Annotated in this window: 13 protein-coding genes; 7 read left to right on the top strand and 6 right to left on the bottom strand. The window is 61.2% G+C overall.

From position 1 onward, the window contains the following. Positions 1-77: 77 nt before the first annotated feature. A complete protein-coding gene (locus H7H48_RS04705) occupies positions 78-845 on the top strand; it encodes an SDR family NAD(P)-dependent oxidoreductase (protein WP_229447627.1) in 768 nt (255 codons plus the stop codon). Between the two features lie 128 nt (positions 846-973). Here the strand turns inward: H7H48_RS04705 and mtnA are convergent, their stop codons facing one another. Then, the gene (gene mtnA, locus H7H48_RS04700; protein WP_229447626.1) at positions 974-2,083 is read right to left on the bottom strand and encodes an S-methyl-5-thioribose-1-phosphate isomerase; all 1,110 of its coding nucleotides are present in this window, start codon (positions 2,081-2,083) and stop codon (positions 974-976) included. Then, complete coding sequence (gene mtnK / locus H7H48_RS04695) at positions 2,080-3,345, bottom strand: S-methyl-5-thioribose kinase (protein ID WP_229447625.1); 1,266 nt, start codon at positions 3,343-3,345, stop codon at positions 2,080-2,082. The genes mtnA and mtnK overlap by 4 nt, the downstream gene beginning before the upstream one ends. Before the next feature lie 292 nt (positions 3,346-3,637). Here mtnK and H7H48_RS04690 point away from each other — a divergent pair, with 292 nt between their 5' ends. The 3 genes from H7H48_RS04690 (at position 3,638) to H7H48_RS04680 (ending at position 7,313) form a co-directional block, all read left to right on the top strand. Continuing rightward, positions 3,638-5,152 carry a sugar ABC transporter ATP-binding protein gene (locus tag H7H48_RS04690; RefSeq protein ID WP_229447624.1) on the top strand — a complete coding sequence of 505 codons (1,515 nt, stop codon included), beginning with the start codon at positions 3,638-3,640 and terminating at the stop codon, positions 5,150-5,152. Positions 5,153-5,230: 78 nt separating this feature from the next. Next, complete coding sequence (locus H7H48_RS04685) at positions 5,231-6,220, top strand: ABC transporter permease (protein WP_229448107.1); 990 nt, start codon at positions 5,231-5,233, stop codon at positions 6,218-6,220. Positions 6,221-6,257: 37 nt separating this feature from the next. After that, complete coding sequence (locus H7H48_RS04680; RefSeq protein WP_229447623.1) at positions 6,258-7,313, top strand: substrate-binding domain-containing protein; 1,056 nt, start codon at positions 6,258-6,260, stop codon at positions 7,311-7,313. Between the two features lie 678 nt (positions 7,314-7,991). On the opposite strand, the gene H7H48_RS04675 is transcribed toward H7H48_RS04680, so the two are convergent. The 3 genes from H7H48_RS04675 to H7H48_RS04665 form a co-directional block, all read right to left on the bottom strand. Continuing rightward, positions 7,992-10,046: a bifunctional aldolase/short-chain dehydrogenase gene (locus H7H48_RS04675; protein ID WP_229447622.1), complete on the bottom strand. Its 2,055-nt coding sequence runs from the start codon at positions 10,044-10,046 to the stop codon at positions 7,992-7,994. Positions 10,047-10,090: 44 nt separating this feature from the next. Next, the gene (locus H7H48_RS04670) at positions 10,091-11,056 is read right to left on the bottom strand and encodes a sugar-binding transcriptional regulator (RefSeq protein WP_229447621.1); all 966 of its coding nucleotides are present in this window, start codon (positions 11,054-11,056) and stop codon (positions 10,091-10,093) included. A gap of 249 nt (positions 11,057-11,305) precedes the next feature. Beyond that, positions 11,306-11,575 (bottom strand): YMGG-like glycine zipper-containing protein, encoded by a 270-nt coding sequence (locus H7H48_RS04665; RefSeq protein ID WP_229447620.1) that lies wholly within the window; start codon positions 11,573-11,575, stop codon positions 11,306-11,308. Positions 11,576-11,998: 423 nt separating this feature from the next. On the opposite strand from H7H48_RS04665, the gene H7H48_RS04660 reads away from it, so the two are divergent. Then, complete coding sequence (locus H7H48_RS04660; protein WP_229447619.1) at positions 11,999-13,588, top strand: BCCT family transporter; 1,590 nt, start codon at positions 11,999-12,001, stop codon at positions 13,586-13,588. A 59-nt stretch (positions 13,589-13,647) separates the two neighbouring features. On the opposite strand, the gene H7H48_RS04655 is transcribed toward H7H48_RS04660, so the two are convergent. Beyond that, positions 13,648-14,637: a polysaccharide deacetylase gene (locus H7H48_RS04655; protein ID WP_229447618.1), complete on the bottom strand. Its 990-nt coding sequence runs from the start codon at positions 14,635-14,637 to the stop codon at positions 13,648-13,650. A gap of 213 nt (positions 14,638-14,850) precedes the next feature. Here H7H48_RS04655 and H7H48_RS04650 point away from each other — a divergent pair, with 213 nt between their 5' ends. Both H7H48_RS04650 and der read left to right on the top strand, forming a co-directional pair. After that, entirely contained in the window at positions 14,851-15,516 is a 666-nt protein-coding gene (locus tag H7H48_RS04650) for a tetratricopeptide repeat protein (protein WP_229447617.1), read from the top strand. Between the two features lie 20 nt (positions 15,517-15,536). Next, entirely contained in the window at positions 15,537-16,967 is a 1,431-nt protein-coding gene (gene der / locus H7H48_RS04645; RefSeq protein WP_229447616.1) for a ribosome biogenesis GTPase Der, read from the top strand. Positions 16,968-17,126: the final 159 nt, after the last annotated feature.

Raw genomic sequence — 17,126 nt, 5'->3', positions numbered from 1 at the left:
CAAACTGAAACAGACAATTACAACAAGAATCGGAATCAGACCGTGAGGTGAGTTCCGAAGAATGACAGGGGCTTGGAATGAAGGCACTTGAAGGCAAGGTCATCGCGGTTACCGGGGCAGCCGGCGGCATTGGCCGTGGCATCGCTCAGGCGATCATCGACGCGGGCGGGCGCGTGGCGCTGCTCGATCTGCCGGGGCCAAAACTCGAAGCGGCACTCAAGGATCTTGGCGGCGAACCCAATGTCATGGCGGCTGCAAGCGACGTGACCGACAGCGCCAGCATGGAGGCCGCGTTCAACGAGGTGGTGGCCCGTATGGGCAGGCTTGACGGGCTGGTCAACAATGCCGGCGTGGTGCGCCTCGGGGCGGCAGACAAACTGACCGGAGACGACGTCGATCTCGAAATGGCGGTCAATGTGAAGGGCGTTCTCCTCGCCTCGCAGGCAGCCGCGCGCCAGATGGAAAAGGGCGGGGCGATCGTCAACATCGCGTCGAATGCCGGCAAGGTCGGCTATCCCAACATGGCCGGCTACAACGCCTCCAAGGCAGCGGTGATCAACCTGACCCGTTCGCTCTCACTCGAATGGGCAGCACGCGGCATCAATGTCAACGCTGTGTGCCCGGGTGGCGTGGCAACCGACATGCTCAAGACGGTGGCTGACTTCATCGTCGGTGGCGATGCGGCGAAGTCGGAAGAAATGATGAAGCAGATGGTTCCCGCACAGCTTGGGCGTCACATCCAGCCGGTCGAGGTGGGGCGTGTGATCGTTTTCCTGTTGTCCGATGCGGCAACGATCATCCGTGGACAGTCCATCACCATTGATGGGGGCGACACGCCTTATTGATGTAAAAAACCGCCGCTTTGGTTAGTGCCAAAGCGGCGGTTCTCGGTTTTCCGGAAAACGTCCGATTTTTCCCGAAAACGATTCAGAAACAGGCGATTTTCCCGGATTTCTGAATCGTTTTCTGAAATTCACGCAGCGTTCGATTTCGGCGGGTCGGGGAAGAGTTTGGCGAGCCCTTCGGGTGAGGCATCGGCGATGCCGCGCTCGGTGATGAGGCCGGTGACAAGCCGGGCCGGCGTCACGTCGAAGGCGGGATTTCCGGCAGGTGATGCCTCGGGCGAAATCCGCACCTGCCGCACCTTGCCGTTCTCATCCTTGCCCCAGACGAGAGAGACCTCGTCGCCTGAACGTTCCTCGATGGGAATCTCCTTCACGCCGTCATGCACCGTCCAGTCAATGGTGGGCGAGGGCAGTGCGACATAGAAGGGGACATTGTTGTCCTTCGCCGCCAGCGCCTTCAGATAGGTGCCGATCTTGTTGCACACATCGCCATCGGCAGTGGTGCGGTCGGTGCCGACGATCACCATGTCCACCATGCCGTGCTGCATGAGATGGCCGCCGGCATTGTCGACCACCAGCGTGTGGGGAACGCCGTGGCCGGCCATCTCCCAGGCGGTGAGCTGGGCGCCCTGGTTGCGCGGGCGGGTTTCGTCCACATAGACATGAACGGCAATGCCTTCTTCCACCGCGTGGTAGATGGGCGAGGTGGCGGTGCCGAAATCGACGGTGGCCAGCCAGCCGGCATTGCAGTGGGTGAGAATGTTGACCGGCTCGCCGGGCTTCTTGCGGGCGGCGATCTCGCGAATGATTTCCAGTCCGTTCCGGCCGATGCTGCGGTTCAATTCCACATCCTCATCGGCGATCTCGGCGGCGCGCTTGTAGGCCGCCTCGGCGCGGTCGGCCTCGGCAATGTCGCGCAGGAGGCCGCGCATTTCATCCAACGCCCAGCGCAGATTGATCGCGGTGGGGCGTGTCTCGTGGAGCTGTTCCCACACCGCATCGAGTGCGGCATCAGAAGCATCCTCGCGCATGCGCATGGCAACGCCATAGGCGGCGGTGACGCCGATCAGCGGCGCGCCGCGCACCCACATGTCGCGGATGGCGGTGGCGATGCCTTCGACGGTCTTCACATTTTCGATGCGCAGCTCGTGCGGCAGCCAGCGCTGGTCGATGAGATCGACAGACCAGCCATCCTCGTTCACCCAGATGGTGCGGTAGTGCTTGTCTCCAACCTTCATGACAGTTTCCCCTGGTCGAGTGCTTCGGCCAGCCTATCAAGCTCGGCCAGCGATTGAATGTGTTTGCGGTTGACCACAATGTGGCGTCCGAATTTCAGAGCCGGTGCCTCGCAGGCAGCGCGAAGCTTCTCGTCGGCAATGTCTTCGAAGTCAGCATTGTGGGCGAGGCCCAGAATGCGGCGGTGCATTTCTATGCCGGCAAAGCCAAGCATGTCGGTCCACAAATCGTGGATCACATGGTTGAGCGCCTGCTCCGAACCCAGCGCATCGTTCTGATCTTCATAGAGCGATGCCTGATAGAGCATGCCGCTGCGCTCGGTGCGCCACAGATGGGCGAACTCGTCGCGGAAGGTGGTCCAGGTCTCGGAAATGACGCCAAGCAGATAGCCGCGCATGGAGGCGCGGCTGCCGTTTTCCTCGTGCCCGCGCTGGGAGAAATAAGCCATCCAGTAATTGGCAAGCAACATGCCGACATCGAAGGCCATGGGGCCGTAAAAGGCGAATTCCGGATCGATGACGCGGGTGTCGTCCTTCGTGACCATGACGGAGCCCGAATGCAGGTCGCCATGCACCATGGTCTCGGCTCTTGTAGCAAAGAGGTGCTTCATGCGCTGGGCGGCGACCTTCAGATCGCGGTCTGAGCGCAGTTCCTTCACCAAAGCGTCGAGACCGGGCGTGTGCCGGTTCATCGGCGCTTCGAAATAGGGGTCGGTGAAGACCAGGCTTTCGGTGATGTCGCAAAGGTCGACATTGTCTGCGAAGAGCGCGAGATCGGCCTTTCGGTCTGCCGCCTTCATGGAAAGGTCGGACCCGCGGAAGAGGGTGCGGGCCATGAAGAGGCCGAGGTCCCTGCCGATCTTCGGCAGCTCCTGCCCCTCGATTAGGGCGCGTCGCAGGATGATGTGCGGCGACAGGAACTCCATGGCGATGAGGGCCTGCGCCTCATCGAAGTAATAGACGGCAGGCACGGTGCCCGGCGCGCGTTTTTCCTGGCGGGTGAGCGCGTGATATTCGAAGAAGGAGCGCTTCAGGGGAAGCGGCCAGCTGTCGCCGACGAGCCGGACATAGGGCAATGCCTGCTTGATGATGAGCGTTTGCGCCTCACCTTCCACGATGAAGACGAGATTGAGATTGCCGTCGCCCACTTCGCGGACCTTCCATGCGGTGGGCGCGCCACCGAGACGATCGGCAATCTCTGGGATGCTGCCAAGGCGATCCGGCAGGCTCTCCACCGTCAGGGCCTCAAAGGCGTTCTCTTTCATCTCTTCTGTCTCCTCCCATTCTCGCCTGAGCAAGAGGCGTATGGTTCGCGTCCTATTATTGCCCGTGTTCCCGCACAAATTTTCCCTTTCGAGGGGAGAAGAAGCACGAGGCCAGCCTGTTCATCCCACACCCCGATCCTGCAGAAAGGGCGCGCGTGAATGGCACAGGCCGAGATCGGGGACACCACACTTTCCTGCCGTCAATTCTGGCAACACGCTACCAAGGCTCTGTCATTTGTCAATCGTGTTGACAAATGCTTGTTACCTGATAGCGTCATATTGGGAGGAGACTATGGGCGACACTGCCATTTTTCGGATAGCCGGTCTGACCAAGGCATTCGGACCGAACGCCGTTCTGCGCGGGGTTGGGCTCGATCTGCGCGCTGGCGAGGTCACGGTTCTGATGGGCGCCAATGGCGCCGGCAAGTCGACGCTTGTCAAGATCATGAGCGGTGTCCACCGCGCCGATCGCGGCGTGATGATGCTGGGCGACAAGCCCTTCTCCCCTGCCACGCCCGCCGAAGCGATGCGGGCCGGCGTGGTGACGGTTCACCAGAACATCAATGATGGTGTTGTCGGCGCGCTCGACGTGGCGAGCAATCTTGTGCTCGACCGGCTGAATGGTGCGGGCCGCGGCTTCTTCTTCAATCCGCGCAAGGTGCGGCGTGAGGCGCGCGACGTGGCCGAGCGCATGGGGCTGGGGATCGATCTTGGCGCGGAAGTGACCGACCTTTCGCTGGCCGACCGGCAGATGGTGGCGATTGCGCGCGCCATGTCGCACGAGCCGCAGGTGATGATCCTCGATGAACCAACCTCTTCGCTTTCGAGCAATGAGGCCGAGCGGCTGTTCGCGCTCATCGACCGGCTGAAGGCGCGTGGCGTCGCCATTCTCTATATTTCGCACCGCATGTCGGATATCCGCCGTGTTGCCGACAGGATCGTGAGCCTGCGCGACGGGGCGATTGTCGGCCAGTTCGAAGACAAGCCGCTCGATTACGAAGGCGCGGTCAATGCCATGCTGGGGCAGAATCTCGGCCGCCACAGCATTAATGTGCGCGCGGCGGGGACGCCGGTCTTTTCGGCGCGTGATTTGAGGATCGCACAGGGCGCAAAGCCGATCTCGCTTGAACTGGGTGCGGGCGAGATCGTGGCCGTGACGGGCCTTGTGGGCGTGGGCAAGACGCAGCTAGCAGAAACCCTTTTTGGCATTCACGCGCCTCTGTCGGGCACGATGGAGCTGGATGGCAGACCCTATGCGCCAAAGACGCCGCAGAGCGCGATCCGGGATGGCGTTTTCCTCGTTGCCAAGGACCGCGCCTCCACGGGCATCGTGCCGGAATTCAACATCTATGAGAATATGAGCCTGCCCTTTCTGCCGCGTTTCGCCAATGCGGGCGTGATGCGGCGGCGGGCCGAGCGCCAGACGGCGCGTGACCAGATTGCGGATCTGAAGATCGTCTGCCGCTCCGAGCGCGACGATCTGGCGACGCTTTCAGGCGGCAATCAACAAAAGGTGACGGTGGCGCGCTGGCTGACGCAGACATCGCGCTTGCTGATCCTCGACGAGCCGTTTCAGGGTGTCGACATTGCCGCCCGCCACGACATTGCGGCCAAGCTGCGCGAAAGTGCTGGCGATCGCGCAACACTGATTTTTCTGACCGAACTGGACGAGGCGCTGGAGACAGCAGACCGCATTCTCGTCATGTCGGAAAACACGATTGTGGGCGAGCATCGCAATGCCGATGTGGACATGGACCGGCTTCTGGCGGAGGTTGCCGGGCAGCGTTTGGAAGTGACAGGGAGCTGAGTGAGCATGGACAGCCAGACGGCACGGGAAAGCACAGTGGAAGCAAAGGTCGATGCGCGGCCAAAAGAGGGGCTTTCAATGCGCGAGCTGGCCATCCGCTATGGTTTTCTGACCCTGCTTGTGGGGCTGATCGTCTTCTTCTCGCTGGCCACGCGCGGCTTCACCTCGCCGCAGGCGGCGGTCTTCATCCTGCAGTCGGTTTCGATCACCGGCATTCTGGCGCTGGGCGTGACAGCGACGCTGGTGGTGGGCGGTTTCGACCTTTCCATAGGCTCCATCGCCACCAGCTCCATGATGGCGGCGGCCTATGTGATGGTGGTGCTGGAGCAGAACGCGCTCGTCGCGGTTCTGGTGTGCCTTGCCATCGGCGCGCTGGTCGGGCTGATCAACGGTTTGATCATCTGCTACATGCGGGTGCCCGATCTTCTGGCAACGCTGGGCATGATGTTCCTTCTGATCGGCTTGCAGCGCATCCCGACCGAAGGGCGCTCCATCGCCACCGGCATGACGCTGCCTGATGGCTCGACCGCCGAAGGCACGTTCAGCCAGGCCTTTCTGGCGCTCGGGCGTCATCGGTTCGACCTCTTCATTGAAAATCTTGTGCCGGCCTCGGTGGTGGTGCTGATCGTGCTTGCCATCCTGATCTGGTTCTTCCTCGAATACACGCGGTTTGGCCGCATGATGTATGCGGTGGGGTCCAATGCACGGGCTGCGGAATTCGCCGGTGCGCCGGTCAAGGCCTATCGCATCTGGGCCTATGTGATCTCGGGCGTGTTCGCTTCCATCGGCGGCATTCTTCTGGCAGCGCGCCTGGGACGCGGCGACATCGCCTCGGGCAACAATCTGCTTCTGGATGCGGTGGCGGCGGCACTGATCGGTTTTGCGGTGCTGGGTGCAGCCAAGCCGAACGCATTCGGCACGGCCATCGGGGCGCTGTTCGTGGGCGTGCTCCTGCAGGGGCTCACTATGATGAACGTGCCTTATTACACGCAGGATTTCGTCAAGGGGGCGGTGCTTGTCATCGCGCTGATCTTTACCTTTGCGCTTCTGGGGAGGAATGCCCGATAGCGCGGAACAAGAGCAACAGGCAGTGGAGGAGAAGAACATGAACATTTCACGCAGACTTCTGGGCAAGATGGCCGCGGCACTCGCCGGCGCCACCATGCTCCTGCCGGCAGGAGCCGGCGCACAGGACAAGCCCGCGCCATTCGACAACCCGGGCGACGTGGAAATCGCGCTGGTGCGTTATCTTTCCACCGGCGACTTCTTCCAGGCCTATCTTTCGGGCGTGGAAAAGCAGGCCGAGGCGCTGGGCGTGAACCTGCGCGTGCTCGACAGCCGGCAGGACGCCGCCCTTCAGGCTGACATGGTGGATCAGGCGATTGCGCTTGGCGTTGATGGCATCATCATCCAGCATGGCCTGACCGAATCCATGAAGGAAGCGGCCCAACGCGCCGTCGATGCGGGCATCAAGGTCGTGGCCTTTGACGTGAATGTCGAGAATGACGCGATCCCGCAGATCGAGCAGTCCGACCGGGATCTGGCGCGGCTGGCGCTGGAACAGGCGATCAAGGACAATGGCGAAGAGTGGAAGGCGGGCTATGTCTATGTGGCCGGCATTGCGCCGCTCGATCGCCGCGACGAAACCTGGCGTGAGTTCAAGGAAAAATATCCGGGCATCGAGGAAGTGGCGCAATTCGGCACGCTTGACAATCCGATCGCCAATTCGGTCGCCAATCAGGCGCGCTCGGTGGTGACGGCAAACCCGGACATCCAGGTCATGTTCGCGCCCTATGACGAATTCGCCAAGGGCGTGAAGATCGCCGTGGACGAGGCCGGCCTTTCCGACAGCATCAAGATCTATTCGGCTGACGTTTCGACGGCCGACATTTCCGCCATGCGCGAGCCGGGCAGCGCCTGGGTGGCGACGGCTGCCACGAACCCTGCTGTCGTGGGCGAGGTTTCGGTGCGCGCGCTTGCGATGCTTCTGGCCGGTGAGGAGCCGGGCAAGAGCGTCATCGTTCCGCCGACGCTGATTACGCAGAAGGCGCTGAACGACGGCGACATCAAGAACATGGACGACCTTTCGGCGAAGATGCCGCAGTTTGCCCATGCCGATGTGGCCGTGCCGGACTGGATGCCCCTGCCTGCGCGCGACTGAGGCGTGATTGGGATGAAATGGAAAGGGCGGCTTTCGGGTCGCCCTTTTTGTTTGCCGTTCAGGCATGGATACCCGGCTCGGGGGCCGGGTATGACGAATTGGGGGTGGGGCGATGCAAATCTTCGGCGTTGGAGATTGACGCCACCGCTTCTGCCATTCGTCACCCTCGGGCCTCGACCCGAGGGGCTATGCCGGGAGGGTCACTGCTGGTACGCCGCGCCCAATCGCAGGGCGGTTGGTGGTCGCCCCTCATCCGCCTGCCGGCACCTTCTCCCCGCTGGCGGGGAGAAGGAAAGCGTGGCGATGATTGTGCGTGTCCATTCCCTCGCCCTTCGACAAGCTCAGGATGAGGGAAAGGACAGGGAAAGGACATGGAAAGGGGGGGGCGGCTTGATAGGGGCAGGTGAATCTCGCGCTGAGGTGGCAACGAAAGCCCTCATCCTGAGCCTGTCGAAGGGCGAGGGCGGGATGGCGGGCGCGCTCTTTGCAGTGTTGGCGCTCGCCCCTCATCCGCCTGCCGGCACCTTCTCCCCGCTCGCGGGGAGAAGGAAAGCGCGGAGAGGGTGGCGGAGCTGTTTCAACATTGCGAATGGAGGCGTGAAAATCGAAGCTTCCTCCTTCTCCCCGTTTGCGGGGAGAAGGTGCCGGCAGGCGGATGAAGGGACTGCCGGCTCTATATTAGCGCAGCGCTGCCGCGATGTTGCCGCCGTCGACGGTGGTGACGTCGGCGGTGGTGCGTTCGGCGAGGGCGTGGTTCAGGAAGGCTTGCGCCACATCCTCAGCGCGGACCTCGAGGCCGAGAAGATTGCCGCCCATATAATCCTTCTCTGAAACGCCGCGCGCGGTGGAGCGGTTGGCGATCATCTCGTTGGTCAGGAGGCCCGAGCGGATGCGGTCGGCATTGACGGCGTTGGAGCGCACCCCGATGGAGCCGTAGTCCAGCGCATATTGGCGCGAGAGGAAGAGCGTTGCCGCTTTGGGCAGGCCGTAGGCGCCGAAATTCGCCCCCGGATTGACCGCCTGCTTGGAGGCGTTGAAGAGGAGAACGCCGCCGGTGCCCTGCTGCTTGAAGAGGCGCACCGCGTTTTGTGCAACGCTCTGATGGGCGAAGAAATTGAGCTCGAAGCTCTTGCGCAGCGTGGCGTCTTCCAGCTCGCCGATCTTGCCTTCCCAGGCCGCACCCGCGTTGGAGACGACGATGTCGACACCGCCGAACACATCGCGCGCCTTGTCGAAGGCGGCGCGCACGGCTGTCGCGTCGGTCACGTCGGCGCCGATGCCGATGGCGGCATTGCCGATCGATTTCGCGACCTCTTCGGCCTTGTCGGCATGCATGTCGACGACGACCACATGGGCCCCCTGCGATGCGAAAAGTTTTGCCGTGGCCGCACCGATGGCGCCAGCGCCGCCGGTGACCAGAGTGACCTGGCCGGACAGCGGCTTGGGCTTGTTGGAGGCGAGCTTGGCCTGTTCAAGCGACCAGTATTCCAACTCGAAGAGATCCGACAGCGCGAGCGGGTGGAAGGAGCCGATGGCCTCGGCACCGGTGACGGCTTCCACCAGCATCTCGCCGACATCGGCGGCGATCTTCGCTTCCTTCATGCTGCGGCCATGGCCGATAAGGCCGAGCCCGCGCACCAGTGTGAGGCGCGGCATGGTGTCGAGCATGGTGCGCTCGACATCGTCGGCGGCGTTGTTGGTCTCGAAATAGTCCTTGTAGCGAGCGGAGAATTCCGCGACCTTTTCGCGGATCACCTTGCCATAGTCATCGAGCTTGCCGGCCTCCGGGGCGGGCAGCACCATGGGGCCGGTCTTGATGCGGATCGACAGGTCCGGCGTGGAAACGCCGCGCGTGGCGAGCTCTTCTGCCGTGTCGGCGTTCACATAATCGAGGATTTTCGGCGAGGTGCGGAAATCGCAGACCATGCCGCCATATTTGCCCTCGCCCTCGTCAATAGCGATCGCGCCGCGCAGATAGGGCATGATCTCGGACGGGGTGGCGAGCTCCCTGGGAAGCGCCACCGGCTTGAAGGGAGCCTTGCCGTTCTTGGCGACATAATCTTCCGCCATGGTGACGAACTCGATCATGAGATCGTAGGCCGTCTTCGCGTCTTCGGCGAAGGTGAAGATGCCGTGCTTGTCGAGGATCAGGCCCTCGACGGACGGGTTCTTGTCGTAGATGTCGGCGGCTTCCTTGGCGAGGTCGAAGCCCGGCTTGATGTAGGGCACGAAGCCGAGCCGGTCGCCGAAGACCTTTTTGCAGAGCGCTTCGGAATCCTTCTGGTCGACCAGCGCGAGGATGGCGGTCGAGTGGGTGTGATCGACGAATTTGTGCGGCAGGAAGGCGTGCAGCAGGGTCTCGATGGAGGGGTTCGGGGAGCCCGGATCGATGAGATTGGCGCGCTGCATGGCGACCATGTCCTCGTCTGCCAGCGCATCGAGCTTGCGGGCGGCCAGAAGCGCGTCCATCTTCACGGCAGGCAGGCCTTCGGGCTCGATCACACCCATGTCCCAGCCGCTGCCCTTGACGCAGAGCACGTCATATTCGCGGCCCAGAATATCGGTCGCCTTGCTTTTGAGCGAGGTGTTGCCGCCGCCATGCAGGACAAGGCGCGGCTCGCCGCCGAGAAGGCGGGTCGTGTAGACGCGCAGCGCCAGATCGCGGTCGACGCCCTTTGCGGCGTAGTGCTCGACGAACTTTTCGGCTTCGCTGTCTTTCCAGAGGTTCTGCATGTCGGTCCTGTATTGTCTTGAAGGGTTGCGATTGCCGGCGAGGTTCAGGCCGGCGTCGGTTCACTGGCGGCATGGTGCTTCAAAAGCGCTGCCGCCATGGAGGAGGTGGTGACCAGATGGGTGAAGAAACGCCCGGCGATGGCGGCCTTGAGAGGTTCGAGCTTCTCGTCCTCCTGCACCACCATCAGGCGCTTCGGTATGGCGCGGATGGCGTCGAAATCAGCCGAGATCATGCGGCGGTTGTAGTCACAGTCCAGCAGTTTGCCATCGGCGGTGATGATCTGCCCGGCGATGACGCCGGTGGCGCCCATGCCTTTCAGCTTTTCCAGCTCTTCGATGCTGAGGGCACCGCATTTTATGACATGACTGTCGGTGTCGAGCGCTCCGACGGTGAAGAGGGCGAGATCGCAGGCGCTGATACCGTCGAGCTGTTCGCGTATGACGGGCTCTTCGCGCAGGGCACGGGCGAGTTCCTGCGTGCTCAGGACAAGGGGGGCATAGAAATTGAGGCCCTTGGCGTTGAGCCGGCGGGCAATTTCCATGGTGCACTGGTCGGGGCGATAAGCATAGGGAGAGCCGAGATTGCCGCACATTTCGACTACCGTCACGCCTTCGCGGTCGGCATAGCTCATGGCGTCGGCGATGTCGTAGACGGTGCGGCCCCAGGCGACGCAGACCTGATAGCCGTTCTCGACCATTTCGAGAAAGACATTGGCAGCCAGGGTCGGGATTTCGGAGGCAGGCGAGGGCGAAAGGGAATTCTCGCCCACGAGCCAAACGGTCTCCAGATCAAAGGCATCTTCCATCTGACGGGCAAGACGCTCGCCACTGAAGAGGTGTGTGGAGGTGGAGATGTTGACGATGCCGGCCTCGCGGGCCTTGCGCAGATAGAGCGCCACGGATGCGCGCGAAATGTTCAGCCGCTGCGCCACCTCGTCCTGACGCAGGCCATGCGTGTAGTATAGCCACGCGGCCTTGTGTATGATCTGGTCTGCAGGACGATAAGCCATTCCGCGCCTCCTTTCGACATTATTCACGGCGATTGACAAAAGTCAATTCACCCAAGGCGAGGCAGGAAGTCACGTGAATCGGGTGGCGTCTGCACCTCCCTGGAATGGCTCTGGCCCGGACAGCCGGCTCCGGTGGAAGGGGGGCGCTTGCGCGGCTGGGAGACAGGAACAGCAAAAGGCCGAGATGCGTTCTGCATCCCGGCCTTTGCATAAGTCAGTCCGCAGGCTGTGCCCGCGGAAAGCTGTCGGTTAGTAACCGCGCGGACAGCGGGCTTCGTAACGGCGGCCGTATTCGTCGCGATAGATGCAGCGGTTGCTGTTTTCCGAGGCGCGGCCGACGAGGGCGCCCGCCACGGTACCGATGGCACCGCCGATGATGGCGCCTTCGACCTTGTTACCGGAAGCGAGTGCACCGATGGCCGCACCACTGGCACCGCCAAATGCCGCGCCCTGTTCAGTTGGGGTGCAGGCAGCAACACCGAGAAGCAGCGCCGGTACGAGAAGCAGTGACTTTTTCATGTATCCTCTCCAAATGGTTTTTCATCATAAGCCACAGACATCGATTTGGTTCCGTCTGAAGCTATTCAGTTAATGGTGTCCCTATAGCCGTATAACATGGACATAAAATCCGGCAAAAGTCCGGGACACAAGCTCAGTTTGTGTCGATTTCTCGTCTTGTTGTGTGAAAATGGCGCCTGATCGAAGCCAATTTGCACGCCGCAACGGCGAAGTTTGGCGATTTATGGGCGAAATTTTGGCCAAACAGGGTTCCATCCGTCTTCGATTTGCGTGAGTCTGGTCTCAATCCGCACGGACAAGGTCGCATACAGACCATGTGCGATCACGTGTTTTGGTTCACGGTCCCGAGTGTGGAGGAATGTTCCGGGGACGGGCGGCCACTCTGTCATTTGCTCCCAGCCTCGGACAGATATGGAGTGAGACATGTCTAATGAAATCGTTGAGGAGGATCACGGGCTGGAACCCGGGCAGGACAATATTCGGCTGCTTGGTCTCGACGTTCACAATCCCGTTTTCTTTGTTTCCGCTGTCCTCATCATCGCTTTCGTGATCATCGCCTTGATGTTTCAGGAAGCGGCGGGGAGCGCACTTGGCGGACTGCGCGTCTGGCTGACATCGACCTTTGACTGGGTCTTCATGCTGTCGGCCAATTTGTTCGTGCTGTTTTGTATTGTCGTGGCGTTGACGCCACTGGGCAAGGTCAGGCTGGGTGGCAAGGATGCTGTGCCCGAATATTCCTATTCCGGCTGGTTCGCGATGCTTTTTGCGGCCGGCATGGGTATCGGCCTGATGTTTTTCGGCGTGCTCGAGCCGATGTATCATTTCAACAATCCGCCGCTTGGTCTCGAGGCACCATTGGCCGATGGCGAACTCGTGGCGAGCGCCGTGCCTGCGGCCCGGGAGATGGGCATGGCAGCGACCATCTTTCATTGGGGCCTTCATCCCTGGGCGATCTACGCGGTTCTGGCGCTGTCGCTATCGCTTGCCGCCTATAATAAAGGGTTGCCGCTATCCATCCGTTCGGCGTTCTACCCGCTTCTGGGCGAGCGGGTGCGTGGCTGGCCCGGTCATTTGATCGACATCATGGCGGTGTTTGCAACGCTTTTCGGTCTGGCAACGTCCCTTGGCTTTGGTGCATCGCAGGCGCTTGCAGGCTTGAACGAGCTCTATGGTGTTCCCAACACGGACACGATCAAGGTCCTCCTCATCATGGGGATCACGTGCATTGCTTTGATCTCTGTCGTGGCGGGACTGGATGCGGGCGTGAAGCGCCTTTCCGAGATCAACATGGTGCTCGCCATACTTCTTCTCCTGTTTGTGATTATCTTCGGCCCCACGCTGGCGATCCTCACCGGCTTTTTCTCCAATACATGGTCCTATGTGAAGGAATTGCCGGAATTGTCGAACTGGATCGGCCGTGAAGACACAGGCTTCATGCACGGTTGGACCACATTCTACTGGGCCTGGTGGATTTCGTGGTCACCTTTCGTAGGCATGTTCATCGCCCGGGTGTCCAAGGGACGGACGGTGCGTGAGTTCATCACCTGCGTTCTGATCATTCCCACCCTCGTGTCGATCCTGTGGATGACCACCTTCGGCGGCACCGCAATGGAGCAGTTCCTGACCGAGGGCTATACGGGCGTTCAGGAGACGGTCGTGGATTACGTGCCGGAACTTTCGCTGTTTGCGATGCTGGCCGACCTGCCGCTTGCCAGTGTGAGCTCGCTCATCGGCATCATTCTGGTCATCGTTTTCTTCGTCACGTCGTCGGATTCCGGCTCGCTGGTCATCGATACGATCACGGCCGGCGGCAAGATCGATGCGCCGATAGCGCAGCGTGTCTTCTGGGCCATTTTCGAAGGGCTGGTCGCAATCGTTCTTTTGCTTGGCGGCGGACTGGCCGCGCTTCAGGCCGGTGCAATCGCGACAGGCTTTCCGTTCGCGATCCTGCTGACCGTCATGCTGTACGCCACCTTCAAGGCGTTGCGGCACGAGCGGGAAATCGGCAACTAAACGGGCGCGAAAAAGTGCTGAAGACGAGCCTCGGCAAGGCATGCCGGGGCTCTTTTCAATCAGGTTCCGCCCTGGACCGGGGCTTCGGCTTCGGAGACGGCAGTCAGATAATCCCGGTAGCTCAGGCATTCCACGTCGTCTCTCACGCAGACTTCGCGCGCAAAGCGCTCCAGCGCGTTCCAATAGGCACCATCATTCATGAGGGTAAAATGGAAACCGAGTTGAACCGGCGTGCGGCGGCCTTCATATTCTTTGTCGAACGTGTCCATAAAGGCATCATACGCCCGTTGCTCAAACGCGGACGCTGCCTCCGGCTTCTCCTTGCCGCCGGAGTGGCGCACATAGAGGTTGTAGTCCATGGCAATTACCTGTCTGCCGCGTGGACCTTCCGGTATCAACGGGAGAGAAAAATGCGCGACGCCGTCGCGGGTTCTGGGCAGAACAGGGCCGCGCGAAACAGCGCTGGCGTCGTAGGCGAAGCCCTTCTTTTCAAGTGTTTTGAACAGTCCCTTGCTCGTTGAAAGGTATGGGGCTCTGAAACCGCGTATTTCCTTGCGGGCGAAATCCCGCCAACCTTCAGGTTCACCCTTGATCCCGTTGAGCTTCCAGGCATCGGCGACAATGGTCGCGAATTGATCGAACTCCTGCGCCCAGTCGTCCGCGCTCCAGTTTTTTCCGTCGAAATGACCGCAGCCATGGCTTGCCACCTCGTGCCCTTCGGCGCGGGCGGACCAGATCTGACCGAGTCGACCCTCGACATCCTCGCGAGAGTACCCGCTGCCGACATTCGAGCGTCCGCGGGCCATGCCTGGCGCCTGATAGGTTTTGCGCGTTTCGGGAGAGAGGAGATAAACGCAGGAAAGGAAGTAGGTAAAGTGCGCGCCTGTTTCCTTGCCAAGCGCGCGGCTGCGCTCCCACTGTTCCAGATGCAGGGCACCGTCAAAGGAGATGATCACGTATTGTGGCGACTTCGCCGCTGCGGTGTTCCCGGCAAAACAGGAACCAGTCAACGCAAGTGCTGCTGCACCGGCGCAGAGAAATTTGAGCATGATCACGTAATCCGCTATGCAATTCGAAGGGCAGCGTTACTGGCCAAATATGGCCGAGTTTGGAAAGCAATATCGTTTTACGGCAACGGGAGTTGCCCCCGAAACAACAGAATAGAGACGAAATGCCAGCCCCCCCTTCCATGGCGGCAAATTTCGTCTAAAAAGCCGGAAACCGGAAAAGCGCGGGAAATGCCCGCCAAGCATGGGTCGCATATGTCCGACGACAGTTTCATTCGCGAAGTCAATGAAGAGCTTCGCCAGGATCAGTTCAAATCTCTGTGGCGTCGTTTCGGCCCCATTGCCATTGGTGCCGCCGTTCTTCTTGTCCTCGCCACTGCCGGCTATGTTGGTTATGAGCGCTGGACATCCTCTCGGGCGAATGCTTCGGGCGATGCTTTTTCCCAGGCACTGGAACTTGCCCGCCAGGGCGAGAACGATGAAGCGCTTGCCGCTTTCAAGGAACTGGAAGAGAGTGGCTACGGCTCCTATCCGCTGCTGGCGCGCATGCGTTCTGCCACCGTTCTGGCTGCCGATGGCGACACGGACGGCGCTGTGGCGGCATTCGATGCCATTGCGGCGGACCGCTCGGTGACCGATGTGATCGCCGACATTGCTCGCCTTCGGGCAGGGCTCCTTCTGGTGGATCACGGATCCTATGCCGATGTTTCAGCGCGCGTTGAAACATTGACGGCGGACGGAAACGCACTGCGGCACACGGCGCGCGAGGCGCTTGGTCTTGCTGCATGGAAGGAAGGCAAGCGCGACGACGCGCTTCAGCTTTTCCAGCAGATTTCCGGTGATGCCGAGGCCCCCCGCAACACCCGCCAGCGCGCCGAGATGATGATTGAGCTGATTCTCGGATCGAGCCCGGCGGAATAGCCAGAGAGCGGTGAGCCAAGATGGCCTTCAAGCTTGCAATCATCGGCCGGCCGAATGTCGGCAAGTCGACACTGTTCAACCGGCTTGCCGGCCGTCGTCTGGCTATTGTCGATGACACACCCGGTGTCACGCGCGACCGCCGCTCCCATCCCGCCCGCCTTCAGGACCTCAAGTTTGAGGTGATCGACACGGCCGGTCTGGAAAGTGCTGCAGCGCCGACACTGGAGGGGCGCATGCGTGCCCAGACCGAGCAGGCGATCGACGAGGCCGACATTGCGCTTTTCATGATCGACGCCCGCGCCGGTGTAATGCCCGACGATGCAACCTTCGCCAATCTCCTGCGCCGCAGCGGCAAGCCGGTCGTGCTGGTCGCCAACAAGATGGACGTGAATGCAGCCCGCAGCGGCGTTCTCGACGCATGGGAACTGGGACTGGGCGATCCGGTCGAGGTTTCGGCGGAACACGGTCTTGGCATGTCCGATCTGCGTGACGCCATCGTCGAGGCGCTTGGAGAGGAGCGAGCGCTGGCGGAAGATCCCGAGGAGCTCGTTGTCTCAACGGACGAGATTGCCGTCGGAGAGGACATCGAGCCCGATTCGGAAGAAGAGGCGGTCTACGACTCGTCCAAACCGTTGCGGATCGCAATTGTGGGGCGACCGAATGTCGGCAAGTCGACGCTGATCAACGCGCTTCTGGGCGAGGAACGCATGCTGACGGGGCCGGAAGCCGGCATCACGCGCGATTCGATTTCCGTCGACTGGCAGTGGCGTGGCCGCAAGATCAAGCTCTTCGATACGGCCGGCATGCGACGCAAGGCACGCGTACAGGAAAAGCTGGAAAAGCTCTCCGTCTCCGACGGGCTGCGCGCCGTGCGCTTTGCCGAAGTGGTGATCGTGGTTTTTGATGCGACCATCCCGTTTGAGAAACAGGACCTGCAGATCGCCGACCTGATCATCCGAGAGGGCAGGGCGCCGGTCATTGCCTTCAACAAATGGGACCTGATCGAGGACCGGCAGGAGACGCTTGCCGAACTGCATGAGAAGACGGCGCGGCTTCTGCCGCAGGTGCGCGGGCTGCAGGCGGTTCCAATTTCTGCGGAGACCGGGCGCGGCTTCGACAAGCTTATGGAAGCGGTGGAAAAGACCCATCGCACCTGGAACAGCCGCATCTCGACGGGCCGCCTCAACCGGTGGCTGGAAGGCGCGACGGGACAGCATCCGCCACCGGCCGTGGCCGGACGCCGGCTCAAGGTGAAGTACATAACGCAGATCAAGACACGGCCGCCGGGCTTCGTTGTCTCCTGTTCGCGACCTGAAGCGATGCCGCAATCCTATGTGCGCTATCTCATGAACGGCTTGCGAGAGACGTTCAATCTCTACGGTGTTCCAATCCGTGTTGCGCTGCGCACCTCCGACAACCCCTATGCGGGGCGGGCGAAGAAACGCCGCTGAAGGCGGTATCACCACGCGTTTAAAAGATGACGGGCTTTGCATCGCAAGGCCCGTTTTCGTTTGCGTTCGCTGCTGCGCCTCAAAGACCGGCCAGCCTGTTAACCAGTGATCAAGGTTAACCAAATATGGTTTTGGAAATCGGGTTGAGTTGCGTAGCGG

Origin of the sequence: Nitratireductor sp. B36 (assembly GCF_020833685.1) — a bacterium.
In the GTDB taxonomy this organism is placed as follows: domain Bacteria; phylum Pseudomonadota; class Alphaproteobacteria; order Rhizobiales; family Rhizobiaceae; genus Nitratireductor.
Note: the sequence above shows the minus strand (reverse complement) of the source record. Positions and strands in the feature narration are given on the sequence as shown.

Excerpts from the sequence above, each read along its gene's own strand:
- H7H48_RS04705 (WP_229447627.1), top strand. The coding sequence starts at position 78 with ATGAAGGCACTTGAAGGCAAGGTCATCGCGGTTACCGGGGCAGCCGGC.
- mtnA (WP_229447626.1), bottom strand. The coding sequence starts at position 2,083 with ATGAAGGTTGGAGACAAGCACTACCGCACCATCTGGGTGAACGAGGAT.
- mtnK (WP_229447625.1), bottom strand. The coding sequence starts at position 3,345 with ATGAAAGAGAACGCCTTTGAGGCCCTGACGGTGGAGAGCCTGCCGGAT.
- H7H48_RS04690 (WP_229447624.1), top strand. The coding sequence starts at position 3,638 with ATGGGCGACACTGCCATTTTTCGGATAGCCGGTCTGACCAAGGCATTC.
- H7H48_RS04685 (WP_229448107.1), top strand. The coding sequence starts at position 5,231 with ATGCGCGAGCTGGCCATCCGCTATGGTTTTCTGACCCTGCTTGTGGGG.
- H7H48_RS04680 (WP_229447623.1), top strand. The coding sequence starts at position 6,258 with ATGAACATTTCACGCAGACTTCTGGGCAAGATGGCCGCGGCACTCGCC.
- H7H48_RS04675 (WP_229447622.1), bottom strand. The coding sequence starts at position 10,046 with ATGCAGAACCTCTGGAAAGACAGCGAAGCCGAAAAGTTCGTCGAGCAC.
- H7H48_RS04670 (WP_229447621.1), bottom strand. The coding sequence starts at position 11,056 with ATGGCTTATCGTCCTGCAGACCAGATCATACACAAGGCCGCGTGGCTA.
- H7H48_RS04665 (WP_229447620.1), bottom strand. The coding sequence starts at position 11,575 with ATGAAAAAGTCACTGCTTCTCGTACCGGCGCTGCTTCTCGGTGTTGCT.
- H7H48_RS04660 (WP_229447619.1), top strand. The coding sequence starts at position 11,999 with ATGTCTAATGAAATCGTTGAGGAGGATCACGGGCTGGAACCCGGGCAG.
- H7H48_RS04655 (WP_229447618.1), bottom strand. The coding sequence starts at position 14,637 with ATGCTCAAATTTCTCTGCGCCGGTGCAGCAGCACTTGCGTTGACTGGT.
- H7H48_RS04650 (WP_229447617.1), top strand. The coding sequence starts at position 14,851 with ATGTCCGACGACAGTTTCATTCGCGAAGTCAATGAAGAGCTTCGCCAG.
- der (WP_229447616.1), top strand. The coding sequence starts at position 15,537 with ATGGCCTTCAAGCTTGCAATCATCGGCCGGCCGAATGTCGGCAAGTCG.